16 protein-coding genes are annotated in these 13596 nt (G+C 45.8%); 5 read left to right on the forward strand and 11 right to left on the reverse strand.

Annotated features, from left to right (window positions below; all coding sequences use genetic code 11):
* The 3 genes from ACLWBB_RS14790 to ACLWBB_RS14800 form a co-directional block, all read right to left on the reverse strand.
* On the reverse strand, positions 1-783 hold the full coding sequence (locus ACLWBB_RS14790; protein ID WP_413288316.1) for a TIGR02147 family protein: 783 nt from the start codon (positions 781-783) through the stop codon (positions 1-3).
* A 147-nt stretch (positions 784-930) separates the two neighbouring features.
* Positions 931-1188: a hypothetical protein gene (locus ACLWBB_RS14795; RefSeq protein WP_413288317.1), complete on the reverse strand. Its 258-nt coding sequence runs from the start codon at positions 1186-1188 to the stop codon at positions 931-933.
* Between the two features lie 26 nt (positions 1189-1214).
* The gene (locus ACLWBB_RS14800) at positions 1215-3542 is read right to left on the reverse strand and encodes a vitamin B12-dependent ribonucleotide reductase (protein ID WP_413288318.1); all 2328 of its coding nucleotides are present in this window, start codon (positions 3540-3542) and stop codon (positions 1215-1217) included.
* 52 nt (positions 3543-3594) lie between these two features.
* Here ACLWBB_RS14800 and ACLWBB_RS14805 point away from each other — a divergent pair, with 52 nt between their 5' ends.
* Complete coding sequence (locus tag ACLWBB_RS14805; protein ID WP_413288319.1) at positions 3595-4752, forward strand: cysteine desulfurase family protein; 1158 nt, start codon at positions 3595-3597, stop codon at positions 4750-4752.
* Between the two features lie 104 nt (positions 4753-4856).
* Positions 4857-5183, forward strand: coding sequence for a HesB/IscA family protein (locus ACLWBB_RS14810; protein WP_413288320.1), 327 nt, complete (start codon positions 4857-4859; stop codon positions 5181-5183).
* A gap of 67 nt (positions 5184-5250) precedes the next feature.
* Here the strand turns inward: ACLWBB_RS14810 and ACLWBB_RS14815 are convergent, their stop codons facing one another.
* On the reverse strand, positions 5251-5943 hold the full coding sequence (locus ACLWBB_RS14815) for an RluA family pseudouridine synthase (protein WP_413288321.1): 693 nt from the start codon (positions 5941-5943) through the stop codon (positions 5251-5253).
* 143 nt (positions 5944-6086) lie between these two features.
* Here ACLWBB_RS14815 and ACLWBB_RS14820 point away from each other — a divergent pair, with 143 nt between their 5' ends.
* The gene (locus tag ACLWBB_RS14820) at positions 6087-6533 is read left to right on the forward strand and encodes a ribonuclease H family protein (protein WP_413288322.1); all 447 of its coding nucleotides are present in this window, start codon (positions 6087-6089) and stop codon (positions 6531-6533) included.
* 16 nt (positions 6534-6549) lie between these two features.
* Here the strand turns inward: ACLWBB_RS14820 and ACLWBB_RS14825 are convergent, their stop codons facing one another.
* The 3 genes from ACLWBB_RS14825 to ACLWBB_RS14835 form a co-directional block, all read right to left on the reverse strand.
* Positions 6550-7299 (reverse strand): helix-turn-helix domain-containing protein, encoded by a 750-nt coding sequence (locus ACLWBB_RS14825; RefSeq protein WP_413288323.1) that lies wholly within the window; start codon positions 7297-7299, stop codon positions 6550-6552.
* 203 nt (positions 7300-7502) lie between these two features.
* Positions 7503-7973, reverse strand: coding sequence for a hypothetical protein (locus ACLWBB_RS14830; protein WP_413288324.1), 471 nt, complete (start codon positions 7971-7973; stop codon positions 7503-7505).
* Between the two features lie 62 nt (positions 7974-8035).
* Complete coding sequence (locus tag ACLWBB_RS14835; RefSeq protein ID WP_413288325.1) at positions 8036-8455, reverse strand: hypothetical protein; 420 nt, start codon at positions 8453-8455, stop codon at positions 8036-8038.
* A gap of 207 nt (positions 8456-8662) precedes the next feature.
* Between ACLWBB_RS14835 and ACLWBB_RS14840 the strand changes: the two genes are divergently transcribed.
* Together ACLWBB_RS14840 and ACLWBB_RS14845 are read left to right on the forward strand one after the other, a co-directional pair.
* Positions 8663-9484: a TIGR02147 family protein gene (locus tag ACLWBB_RS14840; RefSeq protein WP_413288326.1), complete on the forward strand. Its 822-nt coding sequence runs from the start codon at positions 8663-8665 to the stop codon at positions 9482-9484.
* Positions 9481-10488 (forward strand): hypothetical protein, encoded by a 1008-nt coding sequence (locus tag ACLWBB_RS14845; protein ID WP_413288327.1) that lies wholly within the window; start codon positions 9481-9483, stop codon positions 10486-10488. The genes ACLWBB_RS14840 and ACLWBB_RS14845 overlap by 4 nt, the downstream gene beginning before the upstream one ends.
* 61 nt (positions 10489-10549) lie before the next feature.
* Here the strand turns inward: ACLWBB_RS14845 and ACLWBB_RS14850 are convergent, their stop codons facing one another.
* The 4 genes from ACLWBB_RS14850 to ACLWBB_RS14865 form a co-directional block, all read right to left on the reverse strand.
* A complete protein-coding gene (locus tag ACLWBB_RS14850; protein ID WP_413288328.1) occupies positions 10550-10963 on the reverse strand; it encodes an organic hydroperoxide resistance protein in 414 nt (137 codons plus the stop codon).
* A complete protein-coding gene (locus ACLWBB_RS14855) occupies positions 10956-11408 on the reverse strand; it encodes a MarR family winged helix-turn-helix transcriptional regulator (RefSeq protein WP_413288329.1) in 453 nt (150 codons plus the stop codon). The genes ACLWBB_RS14850 and ACLWBB_RS14855 overlap by 8 nt, the downstream gene beginning before the upstream one ends.
* 197 nt (positions 11409-11605) lie before the next feature.
* A complete protein-coding gene (locus ACLWBB_RS14860) occupies positions 11606-12727 on the reverse strand; it encodes a hypothetical protein (RefSeq protein ID WP_413288330.1) in 1122 nt (373 codons plus the stop codon).
* Positions 12728-13543 carry an alpha/beta fold hydrolase gene (locus ACLWBB_RS14865; RefSeq protein WP_413288331.1) on the reverse strand — a complete coding sequence of 272 codons (816 nt, stop codon included), beginning with the start codon at positions 13541-13543 and terminating at the stop codon, positions 12728-12730.
* Between the last annotated feature and the right edge of the window lie 53 nt (positions 13544-13596).

Below are 13596 nucleotides of genomic sequence, written 5' to 3' on the forward strand. Positions count from 1 at the left end.
TTAAGATTCTCCAGTTAGGGAAAACAAATTTAAAGACAGGCAGTACACAGAGTCTTTGCCAGGAATGCTTTCAAGCTCTTTGACCAAAGTTCTGCGGAACTCTTGCAAACGCAATTTTGCATGATCTAGCTGTTCCTTGTTCATCGCAAACACCATCGAAGAGAAATCCCGCTCTTTCACGCTTTTCTCGTGCAAAGCTGCGTGAGCTTTTTCCAACATTTGCGTGTGGTAGTCGCGAATCGCCTTCGAAGGAATTTCGGTTGTTGTCGTCGAATCTGGCTCGGTGGGCGTCCAACGATGCCCATCGTGTGCAATGTATCCAAGACGGGTCAGCACTTCGATGCTTGCAGCGACAGAAGACTCTTCAACTTTGAGTCTCTTTGCAAACGCAGTCACACTGTGCTCGAGTCTTTCAACATTCAGAAGCTCTAGAATCGCTAGATGATGCCAATCAGAAAGAAGACTTTCTTCCTCTTCGCCAAGAACGCTCGCTTCCATGAAGCGCGCTTTCAGACGTTGACCAGCGGCGGCTCTCACAACAGCACTGCGTGAGTGTTCGCTTTCCACCATGTCGATAAATAGGTTTTTCTCCTCAGTTCCCAACTCTAAGCGGTCAGCGATCGAGCTTGCGCGTCGTTCGGAAAGTCCCACCTTGCCGTTAAGAATTTCACTGAGTCGTGAAGAAGCCACGCCTAAATCCCGCGAGAAGGCTCGCATAGAGTAGGAGCGGTTTTTCATTTGTCTTTTTTGTAATTCGTTTTTCAAAAACCGTCGGTAATCCATCCAACACCCGTCATTCCGTGTGGTCTGACCTCACCGTACTTTTCAAGACGTGTCACGATCTTTACCAAAAATTATTCGGAAATGCGCTCCGTGGAAATCCGCGAAAAAAAACTTAGAATATTCGCTCCAGCCATGGCTAAGTGCTTCCTAGAAGCATCTACATGTCACCGTTTCATCTTCGTAGATGATACTCACCTGGCGACAAACACCGGTTTTTCCTCTCTGAGGATCTTTGATGCAAACACTATCAATAGCACGACCAAAACAGTCCGCATCACTGAATCGGCCACAAGTAAGAGCACTCACAAAAGGTTGCTCAATATTTACGCTTAATAAATAATTTCCTGTGTTTCCAGCAAAACTAATGAGTGGAGAAAACAACACAACCAGAAAAAGCTTTTTCATAAAAGCCTCCCCAAAGTGCCTGCGAATTAAGCGCAGCCGACGGTGCTTCCACAGTTCGGACAGCGGTAGCAACCACTTGTCAAAACGGTATCACTGCCGCATTCGGGGCACTTCATCGTCCAGTTCGCTTTTTCTTCGAAATCGTGACGAACAGCTTGTGATTTCGCAATGTCCTCTTTCTTTTGATTTAGTGGTTGGCTCATTTTACTGCCATCGCGATATATCGCGACTGCTTTCAACCCCAATTTCCAGGATTGCAGATAAATTTCGCTGATGTCTTTCTCGGTCGCAGAATTTGGCATATTCACGGTTTTTGAAATTGCCCCGCTAATAAACGGCTGAACTGCCGCCATCATCTGAATATGGCTTTCCGGAGGCAACGCCCTTTTCCCCGCTTGCGCCGAAGCACAATCAAAGATCGGCAAATGTTCTGATTTTAGTTCCGGCGCACCTTCGATGGTTCCGTGTTCAGCGATGTACTTCACAATCGCAGCGATGTCTTTTTCCGAGTACTTCAAAACGTGCAACGCAAAAGGTACAGACTGATTCACGATTTGCACTTCACCGCCGCCGACAAGCTTCTTATATTTCACAAGCGAGAAATCAGGCTCTATCCCCGTCGTATCACAATCCATCAAAAGACCGATTGTTCCTGTCGGCGCAATCACCGTCGCCTGAGAGTTACGGAAGCCATGTTTAGTGCCTTGATCAAGAACATCGTCCCAAAGATCTTGGCAGGTCTCTTTGAAGTGCTCTTGCACCAAACTCCAAGGCACACTCCCTAGAGCTTTCGCGTGTTTCTTGATGACTTTCATCATCGCAGTTTTATTTTTTGCATAGCCCATAAAAGCACCGCGAGATTCTGCCATCTGTGTGCTGGTCCAATAAGCCACCCCGTGCATCAGACTTGCAATCGCAGAGGCCCATGCACGCCCCTCGTCGCTGTGATAAGGAAGCGCTTTACGCATCAGGAAACTGCCAAGATTGGCAAACCCCAATCCTAACGGACGATAGTTATGGCTATTCTCTGCAATCTTCGCTGTTGGGTAACTGGAATGATCAACCAAGATTTCTTGTGCAACAAACATAATGCGTGCGACATGCATGAAGCTGACAAGATCAAAGTCCCCTTCCGGAGTCATGAACTTCGTCAAATTGATCGAAGCTAAGTTACAAGCACTGTCGTCGATAAACATATACTCCGAGCATGGGTTGCTGGCGCGAATTTCTGCAGTCTCGGGGCATGTATGCCATTCATTGATCGTGTCATGGAATTGCACTCCGGGATCTGCGCACATCCATGCCGAGTGGACGATACGATCCCAAACCGATTTCGCCGGAAGAGTTTTGACTTTCTTGTTGGTCATGCGGGCTTTTAAATCCCAATCCTGATGTTCCAACAAGGCTTTCATAAATTTATTCGGCACACGCACAGAGTTGTTAGCATTTTGCCCAGCAACGGTTCTGTAAGCTTCGCCTTCAAAATCCGCCTCATAACCGGCAGCAATCAAGGCGTGAGCTTTTTTCTCTTCCTTCATTTTCCAGTCGATGAAATCCAAAACTTCAGGATGATCCAAATCCACACAGACCATTTTCGCCGCTCGGCGGGTGGTGCCACCGGATTTGATAGCACCTGCGCCCCGATCTAAAACTTCTAAGAACGAAATCAAACCAGAGCTTGTCCCGCCTGCACTGTGCAGTGGCTCATACTTGCTACGTAAGCTCGAAAAATTCGTGCCCGAGCCCGAACCATATTTAAAAAGCTTGGCTTCGGTTTTAGCCAGATCAAAAATGCTCTCTAATGAATCGTCCACGCTTTGAATAAAACATGCCGAACACTGAGGGCGCTCATAGGCATTTTCAATCTTGGCAACCGCCTTGGCTTTTTCATTCCAAGCAAAGTGCTGGCTTTGCGAAACAATGCCATAGCTATCAAGACCGACGTTAAACCACACCGGGCTATTAAAAGCCGCGCGCTGAGAGTACAAAATATATTTAAGTTCATTGCCAAAGATCTCGGCCTGTTTTTTATCGGAAAAGACCCCACCCTGGCGAAGTCCCGCCGCCATGACAGCGTTCACTACCCGTTGCACCATTTGTTTAACAGAGTGCTCGCCCTTAAAAGACGAATTCTTTTTGCGGAAATACTTGCTTGCTGCAATGTCGACCGCAAGCTGCGACCAGCCCTCGGGGGCTTCGACGTTTTTCATCTCAAAAAAGACGCCACCGCGTCGGTCCTTAATCAAACAATCACGACGCTCCCAGGAAAACATCTTTTCGACGGGCTGGGAACTCTTTGTAAAATGCTCTGCGAAGACCAAGCTGTGTAATTTCTTTTTTGCCATATTGTTCATTTTAGATAGAGCTTCCCTCTGAGGGCAAGAAGACTGTACACTCGGCCTTGTCATGACAGATATCACCAAACCCATTTATTTGGATTACAACTCGACCACTCCTGTAGACCCACAGGTTTTTGCGGCGATGGAGCCTTACTTTAAGACTCACTTCGGCAATCCGGCGAGTTTTGCGCATCAATGGGGATGGGCTGCACAAAAAGCCGTCGAAAAATCTCGTGAGCAAGTGGCCTCTTTGATTTCAGCAAAGCCTTTGGAAATTACATTCACTGCAGGCGCCACTGAAAGTAACAACTGGGTGATCTTTGCCTTAGCAGAAAAACTGCGCTCTGAAAATCCTGAGTCCCCGATTCATTTTGTCACAAGTGAGCTGGAACACAGCTCTGTCATGAACACGATGAAAGAGGCCGAGCGCCGAGGCATCGAAGTCGACTTCGTGAAAGGCAACAAATACGGCCAAGTCAGCGTCGAGGCCGTAGCCCGTATTCTCAAGCCTCATACAAAACTTCTTTCTTTTATCTGGGTGAATAACGAAATCGGCTCTATCAATCCGATGAAGGAACTTGCTCAGCTGGCGAAAGAGAAAAAAATCTATCTGCATACGGATGCGACGCAAGCTCTGGGTAAAATCCCAGTCAGCGTGCAAGACGTGCCCGTCGATTTGCTTTCGGCGTCAGCTCATAAATTCTATGGACCTAAGGGTGCGGGCATTCTTTATACCCGCAGTTCACAACCGAAGGTGATTTTACCACCGTATTTATTTGGTGGCGGCCAAGAGCACGGCCATCGCTCTGGAACTTTGAATGTACCTGCGATCGTGGGCTTGGGTGCCGCTGCAGAGCTTTGCCAAAAACTTTTGCCCGAAGAGATGCCTCGCTTGATCGAGCTTCGCAATTACCTGTGGAATGGAATCCAAAACAAGATTCCAGCAGCGCGCTTGAATGGGCACCCGACGGAGCGCTCACCGATCAATCTGAGTCTGACTTTCCCAGGAAAAAACATCGAGCAGCTTTTGCCAAAACTGGGACGTTTGGGATTCAGTCAGGGCTCGGCTTGCCATACCGGCACTCTGCAAATAAGCCCTATGCTAGCAGCCTTGGGACTGACGGCGGATGAGGCTCAAGGGACCTTGCGCCTGAGCTTAGGACGATGGACGACGACCGAAGAATTAGACATCGCGATTGAGGTTCTTTCTAAGGCCCTTAATTAGTCCTGTAATATTAGGTACTTACCGGCTATTGCCAATTAATACCAGGGACTTCAATAGCTTAGTAACCTGTGGTATTATGTTACCTGTTGTGAAGGAGCAAATTTATGATCACAATTTCTGAAGCTGCTGCAAAAAAATTGGCTGTTCTTAAAACTGAAGAAGGTCAGGTTGATTCTGCGTTCTTACGCGTGGAAGTTAAAAAAGGTGGCTGTTCGGGTTTGTCATACAAAATGAACTTCGACACTGTTTCTCGCGAAGGCGACAAAACTTTCGAAACCAACGGGCAAAAAGTTGTCGTTGATCCTCAAAGCATTCTCTACATCCTCGGTATGACCCTTGAGTATTCTGGCGGCCTTAACGGTAAAGGATTCGTTTTCAACAATCCAAACGCTAGCAAAAACTGCGGCTGCGGATCTTCTTTCAACGTATAACGAATCATTCGATATAGAACTAAAAAAGGGAGCTTCATAAGAGCTCCCTTTTTCATTTTCCGGCCTTTTAATATTCGTAAGCGACAAGACTTTTGAAGTACTCAGGCACTGGCGCCTTAAAACTCATTCGCACTTTTTTGTGCGGGTGTGTGAATTCAATCTCTGAAGAGTGCAATCGCAAATCATTAAATTTCTGCTTATCAGGCCCATATTTACTATCCCCTACAAGAGGATGACCTGCTTCAGCCATATGCACGCGAATCTGGTTTTTCTTTCCAGTCAGCAAATTGATTTTTAATAAGCTAAATTTTGGAGTTTCTTTAAGTACTGTGTACTCAGTCTCGGCAAGCTTGCCACTGTCAGCATCTTCGCTTGAGTGAACCATGTAGTTCTCATCTTCACTGAGGTAGCTGGAAATGATCCCTGATTTCTTAGCCAGGTGTCCGTGCACGATCGCGTAGTAGGTCTTGATCGTGGATTTCCAGTTGTTTTTTAAATACTGCTGAACGGCTTCGGTTTTTGCGAAAATCAAAACACCCGAAGTGGCTTGATCTAAACGATGAACCACATACACGCACTTGTTAGAGCGCGGGTTTCCCTTACGCACGTACTGGTTTAAAAGATTGTGAACGGTATTTTCGTTCTCCCACTTGGCAGCAACGGTCAAAAGCCCCGGCGCTTTATTGCCGACGATCACATCGAGATCTTCGTGAAGAATCCTAAAGCCGCGAGGCTGGTATTTAGAGGGGACCTTTTTCATGCCCCGGATAGTAATGATTTTTCCTCTCGACGTCTAGAATCGGCGTATAGATTTGAGATAAAAATATGGTTTTTGAAAAAGAAGCGTATCAAAGCTTCCTTTTTTTTCACTATTGCCCGAAAGCCTCTGCTACACTCTTTCGTATGAGCATATTGGCCAGGCTCTTTCAAAAACACTACGAAGTTTACACCGACGGCAGCGTCAAAGAAGGCCGATCTGCCTGGGCTTATGTTATTACTCATAAAGGTCGAGTGGTTCTAGAAGCCGCAGGCCGAGACAAGCACAGCACCTGCAATCAAATGGAATTCCAGGCCGCTATCGAAGCTCTCAAGCAAATCCCAGCAGGCAGTAAAATCACTCTTTATACGGATTCAAGAATTCTAGTTACGACGATGAATATCTGGCGCCTTGAGTGGAGAACCCAGGGATGGTGTAAAAAAACAGGCCGCCCGGTCCCCCACTTAGAACAAGTGCGAGTCCTCGACGACCTTCATAGCCAACACGAAATCACTTGGAAATGGATCAAAGCTCACTCGGGCATTCCTTTTAACGAACGCTGCGATGAGCTTTGCATCCAAGCAAGAGGCTAATTGAGATCATAGCCATCTACTTCCACGACTCCTCTTGCCCAAAAGGGAAACACGAATAAACCCAACCAGCTCGTACCATTTCTTTTTTTGGATAGAGTTCCCACTCTCGGGCGTTCTGCCACATATAGTCTTCAATTAATTTTTGAATTTTAGAGTTCATTTCTTCTAAAAGTTCACGGCGCATTGGATTTGCTCGAACTTTACGACAAGCCCAACTTGCTGACTTCTCGAGATCTGGCGTAATAACTTTATTTAAAACATTCTGTCTAAGTCTATCTCCGTCTCGCTGAGAAGCGGGTACTCCTTTAAAATCATAATATAGAGGAGCAAATGATTTAATTTTATCTCCTTTAAACCACACAATAAGATTCACTTCCTCTAGCTTTTTAAGGTGAGGATAGATTTGTTCTTTCTTTAAACCTAAGAGCCGGCTCACAAACTTGAGGTTATAGTCGTTCATTTGCAGGCAATTTAAAACTCGGTATGTGTCATCGTCGCTGTTCAAAAGTTTTCGCTGTTCGCCAGTTAAGGGTGTGGGCAGAGAGGCATTTTGGACGGCCGCCGCAAGAACATTTTGTACTGGAACATCTAATACGCTACAGATGCGAACGAGTTTATTAAAAGAACAGTCCTTCCCTACCATCACTTTTTTGATTCCAGATTCAGAAACTTGGAGAGCCTTTGCGAGATCTCGGTAACTAACCCCCTGTTTTTTCATGATATCTTTAATGATCAGAGCCAAACGATTAAATTGGATTTTCTGCATTTTGCGTCCTTTCCCAATAAAACCCAACCTAAGACATTTTTTATACTTTTTGAATACTTATATAAAAAGTACCAAAAATAGGTCCTTCCGAAACCTAAAAACAACCGTTTCTGGCTTAAAGGGATCCAAAAATAAAAACCCGAGGCTCAATACAAACCTCGGGCATTTTGGACACTCTATGCTTTAGATACCACCTAAAATATCTAGATCGTATACTCGTAAGTGCATTTCACTTCGATGGGCTTAGTCACGAGGCTCTTATCACGTGGATCTACGCCCTGAATGATCGCGCGCAATGAACCTCTTTCGCCACCAGATACACTCTTTACTTTGATAGACTTCGGAATCGCCGTGAAAGACAACAAAACCGCTGATGGACTTTCCTGCTGAGTAATCAAAAAGCTGTAATCCTTCTTTTGCATATCTCCGGTCACCGCTACATCTGAATTTCTGATGCTAAGATACGGTGGTGTTTGCTCGATCGTGTCGAAATACTCTGCCACTTTCCCATCAATAGTCAGCGTCACAGAGTGCTCAGCAAAATCCCCCGGCACACTTGCCGTCAAAGTGGTTCTGCCAGAACCAGAGACACACTCAAAAATCGCGTTCGTAGCACCCGCAAAAGCACTTGTTGTAAATAATGTCGTCAAAGCCATCGCTAAAAATCTATTCATAAAAAACTCCTTTTTATATTTGAATATCAGTAAAGAAATCGCGAACTATTTCGGGATCTGGTCTAACCTGCAAAAATTGTAAAATGGCAGCTGACTTCAAGTTTGTTATACTTAGTCGGGTCTTCGCTTTCGTTAGCAAAGTAGGCCTCTGTAGGGATTGTTGCTTTCATGCCGTCTTTTGCAGGAAAGCTAAAAGAACCGACAGACGCTTTTTTGTCGTTCAGAATGGTTACCGTCCAAACACCGCCCTTTTTGTCGACAGCAATGGAGTGAGCAGGAGTACTCGTCCAACCTCCACGCTTATCTGCTCCAACTGCAGAACCATCCATCTTGCCTCCAGCGACCAACCAGCTAGAAGTACTGTCGGTGGAAGTTGAAAGCACATTTGTTGAAGAATAGGACATTGTACACTTCAATCCTGAATCCTGTGCGAATGCCAGAGATGAACCGAGTACTAAAAAAGAAACTAATAATGTTTTCATAAAATCCTCTTTCGTTTTTGTGATGGAAGTGTTTATACGGGCCTCGCCTACTTTCCGCAATTTTTCTGGGTCGAAACTGGTGACCAAAGGTAACCACATGGTCAGGTCGCAAAAAACACCCATGAAAAAATACAATTTATTGGATTACTGGTGCCCAGCGGTCACCATTCTATAGACATTCGCTGGTGACCTAGCTATACACCCTGCATGGTTTCTCCCTTACAATATCAAGACTATCAGACGTTTCTGCGCGACTTGTTTTTAAGCAAGGTTTCTCAACGTAACCTCAGCTTGCGTGGTTTTGCTCGCATTGCGGGTATTAGCCACTCCTACCTCTCGCGTGTGATGAATTCCCAAAAAACACTTTCGATCGCCTCTGCAAGTAAGATCAGCCAGATCCTAGATCTATCGCCCGAAGAAGAAGCTCATCTTATGCGCTTGGTGGCTCGCGATCAGGTTGCAGAAAACTCGCGCAGCGGCCAACAGCTTCGTGCCCGCATTTTAAAGGTTCAGAGTACATCGAAAGCAACAGTCAGCCTTGATAACTTTAAAGCCATCGCCGAGTGGCACCACTTTGCGATCCTGGCCCTGGTTAACGTTAAAGATTTCCGTGGCACGGGCCGCTGGATTGGAGAACGCCTAGGCATTCCTGCTGAAATCGCAAAAGAGTCCTTCGATCGTTTGATCAAGCTTGGCTTCATCAAAAAAGAAAATGGCAAGTTTGTCGCACTTAATGACGGCGACATCGAAACTCCGCACGATGTGGCTTCACAAGCGGTTCGAGAGAATCACCGTCAGCATTTGCACTTGGCGGGTCAAGCATTGACGAAGCTTCCTCCGGAACATCTTGAGTTTCAAAATGCCTCTATCCCGATGCTTAAATCGGATCTGCCAAAAGCGAAAAAACGTCTGCGTCTATTCATGGACCAATTCATCCGCGATATGGAAAAAAATCCCGGAGAAGAAGTTGGTCAAATCAATCTGCAATTTTACGTACTTTCGAAAAACCCGAAAGAGGATCTTTTATGAAGTATGCCTTCGCCCTTCTGACTTTTTGCGCGACCTCGATAGCAATGGCAGCTCCACGTGTAAATAGCGGTGGTGGTGGCTGGGCTTGTCGTAAAAACGATAGCACCGGCCAGGTAATGTGGATTAAAGCCGCAGATTTAACGAAAGTCGAATTCTATACTCCAGGCGCCGGACTAAAAGAACTTAGCGGTGATCGCTGGACCTTGCTGAAAGAACAACACGCAAGAATTGAAAAGGTCGTGCCTATATTAGCAAGCCTGATGAGATTGCATCCTTTCGATATCGCTAACAACTTGGTTGCGATTCCAGATGCGTTGAACTTTGTTCCCGACGCTGAACTTCGTTACAAACCACCTGCATCTAGCTGTGTCGGCGGATTGGTATCTTATGTGCAACTCGCAGACACCACGATGGATGGCAAAGTGATCTACTCAAGTCGTGTTTGGAATATGCCGGAATTTTCAGAGTTCCATAAGGCTGCAATCCTGTTACACGAAGAAATCTATTTTGCTCTAAGAGAATCTTTAGGCGACGAAAGCTCTTACCGCACAAGACAGCTGATGGGTCTACTTTACTCAAATATGGATGAGAACACCCTCCGCCAAGCGGTGGACTATGTTCTGCAATCCAAACCACGCCCGCGCCCAGGTATTTTTGGCTTTGAAAACGTGCCTGCCCTTTTCAACGTAGATTTGCAATGTAACATCTCCTTCAACAACGGGCCTGTATCTTTTGCTTGGAAACCGCAAACACCAGGAGAAGCTATGACAGTCTCTTTGGAAGGTCTCCAATTCCGAGTAAAGACGTCGGTCACTGACAGCAGTCCATTGCAACTAGAAATCCTCGATGAAAAAACCAACGTGAGCGCTCTTCTTGATGAAGCTCAAACCGTAGCGACGTTCAATGCTCTTCGCAGAACCTCGGTGATTCTAAAACTAGGTTCTGAGCTAACAGCCCAGCTCTATTGCGATTCCAATAGCCCTCTTGAGAAAGACCCTCTCTAGGACAAATAAAAAGCACTGGTTTTTAGCCAGTGCTTTTTCAGTATGAATAGACCGTTGTTATTTAGACAAGCTCGATATCAACTGGAATATTGCCGCGAGTGGCGTTGGAGTATGGGCACACTTTGTGTGCCGTCTCCAAAAGCTGTTGAGCAATAGCACGCTCGACACCTTCGATTTTCACACGCAGTTTCACTGCCAATGCAAAGCCGCCAGCGTCGTTAGGACCAATACCCACGTCGGCCGTAACAGACGAGGTAACTTTCATCTTCTGTTTCATTGCTACGAAGTTCAGGGCGCTATCAAAGCAAGCCGCGTATCCAGCAGCGAAAAGCTGTTCTGGATTGGTGAAGGCTCCACCTGCCCCACCCATTTCTTTGGGAATACGTACTTCAAGATTTAGGACCCCGTCAGAGCTTTCTACTCTTCCGTTGCGTCCGCCAGTTGCGGTCGCAACTGCTGTATAGAGCTTACTCATGATGACCTCCTTCTAAGGTTTTTTTCATTTGCTCATTAAGTTTATTCAAAGTTTTGTGAAGCGTCTCAAGCTCGCCTTTTCTGCAATCGACATTGCAAAGCAATTTGTCGGGCAAAGAGGTGAAATGCTTTTCAAGCTCGCGACCTTCAACCGTCAGATGAACTTCCACACTACGCTCGTCCTTCGCAGAACGTTTGCGCAGGATCCAGCCCCGTTTTTCCATACGCTTGATAAGTGGAGTCACAGTTCCCGTATCGAGCATTAAAAGATCAGCGATCTCTGTCACCTTACGAGGATCCTTTTCCCACAAAACCAAAAATACCAAGTACTGTGGATACGTCAGATCAAACGCCTTAAAGTGTTCGCCATAAAGCTGTGTGATCAAACGAGAAGCCGCGTAGATCGGAAAACAGAGCTGATTTTGCAAAAGAAGTTTCTTGTTCATAGGACAGATTCTACGCTCATTTATATTGTATGCAATATAATTGTGTACAATATGTATTTTGTACAAAAACAATACATTATAAACAGCCGTTTATTACTTAGAACCTAGGACGTTTGGAATGCGCCTAAAGAGAGCCTCAACGAAGACATGAGTAATTAGACTTAATATCAAATCTAGATCAGAATAATGAAGGCACTTTAGTTCCGTGACTGCGGTGGATTGAATCCGGCATCCTTCATTTTTTGAATGAAATCAGGACGCAACTTTTTGCCGCCGTCCGGAGTCTTTTCATAGAAAGAGTCCTCTGAGGACAGATGTCCAAATTTTAAATAAAGAGAGAGAAGATGATCGGCGAAAGTTCCATCTTCAATCTTTTCTTCGTTCGAGGCATCGAAATCCGTCGCTCGTATTGGAACACCACCATAGGAAGCAGAAACAAACGCCGTTGAGCAAACGAGTTCTGGTGCAGCTTTCGCGAGTTCTAGAGTCACTTCGCTTTCAAATTTGTATGCCTTGAGCTCATCGATGGCGAATGCTTGATCGCACGCCCCACGATTTCTAGTCCGCAAGATCTCTTTTTGGCACTTCACATGTTCAACAGATCCACACGAGTGTTTAAATTCGTGTTGGACCGCAATGACTGCGTTGATAGGATCCATCTTCCAATCAAAAACTAATACTTTTTCCCACGGCCCATTGATATTTGATCGATCTGCGGGATACGTTACGAACGCCATGGATCCACCATAGCCCGGATGCGGGGCCTTATTTGCTTCCTGCTCGTCGCCGTCATCTCCAAGGACTCCTGGCAAAAACCTATTTCCCTCAGTCCGAGAGAAGCATGGGTAGACTTCATTACCGGTTTTTGTCAGAAGGATCGCTTTTTTAAGAGCCGCTATATAACCGCTTTTGTCAGCCGTCCTTTGCTGCCAGCTCCCGTAATCTTTTGTCAGGTCATATAATGCCTCACCCAGAGGTGTCTGCTCTCTTGGTGCCTCACTTCGACCGGCTTGCTTAATAGATTCTGCCAGATTTTGAACAGCAAATTCCAGTTCTTGGTTTTCTCTCCATTTTTTTGGATCCGCATTGCCGTTCTTGATTTTCTCAATGATCCCAAGAACGGATTTGGACAAATCAATTATGGACGTTGAAGTATTTGTGGAACTCGCAGTTCGACAAACGACTTCTTCTAGATCTTCGATGGTTTCGGCGCGCTTAAGTGACGTCGTAGACGTGTCACCACAAACGTCTCGGATCGGGCTCTTTGCCCAAGCTGCGGAACCTAGGATGAATGCAAATAGAAAATATCGTAAGATCATTTAGGCGGCTTTTTCGACGACGTTTGATAGATATTCGTGAATGGCTTTTGAAATGGTCTCTGGACGTGACTTGATTGCCAAATGGCCAGCTCCCGTCAGCTCGACGACCTTTTCGGCCTTTAGCTCTTGGGCGAATTTCAAATAGACATCTTTTGTGAAAAGTAAATCTTCGCGATCGAAGATCATCAGGCATGGGAAGTTTGTCAGCGAAAGCTTGTCTTTCCAGTACGACCAGTCTTCACGACGTAACATCCACGCAAAATTGTAAATCAAATGCGATACAAACAAGAGTCTGCGCCCTTGAAGGGCATCCAAACGGCCTACACCACCGCTACGCTCGTCACGGAAAATCATCGCTGCTCGCTTTAAGAAGGACTTTCCAATCGGCGTTGATAGAAGCACATAAATTGCTCTTGAGCTCATTGGCATCACAAAGAAGTAACGAAGCTCTGGCAATGTGAAATTTGAAATAGGATCCGTCACTACGGGATTGATCAAAATAATCTTCTCGATCAAACCAGGGTGCTGACGAGAAAGCGCCCACGTTAACGCTGCCCCAAAACTAAGGCCCGCGATATGGACTTTCTGACCAGGGAAATTAGATCGAATAAAGTGAGCGATCGTCTCTACTTGAACCGTAAAGAAGATTCGGTCGGTACTCATAAATAGATGCGATAGATTCGGCACAACGACGCGATAATGTTTTGAAAGCTCCTCAGCGCAAGATTCCCAATGGTGAACACTACCACCAAAACCATGAAGCAAAATAAGAATGGGTCCTTGTCCGCGCTCGCGGAATGTAATCTTATGAGCCATACCAACTTGTCGGTAAGGCCCTGCGGCAAGTTAACTAGACTTAAGCCGGTCTA

The sequence above is a fragment of the Bdellovibrio sp. HCB337 genome, from assembly GCF_047302465.1.
Lineage (GTDB): Bacteria > Bdellovibrionota > Bdellovibrionia > Bdellovibrionales > Bdellovibrionaceae > JACMRP01.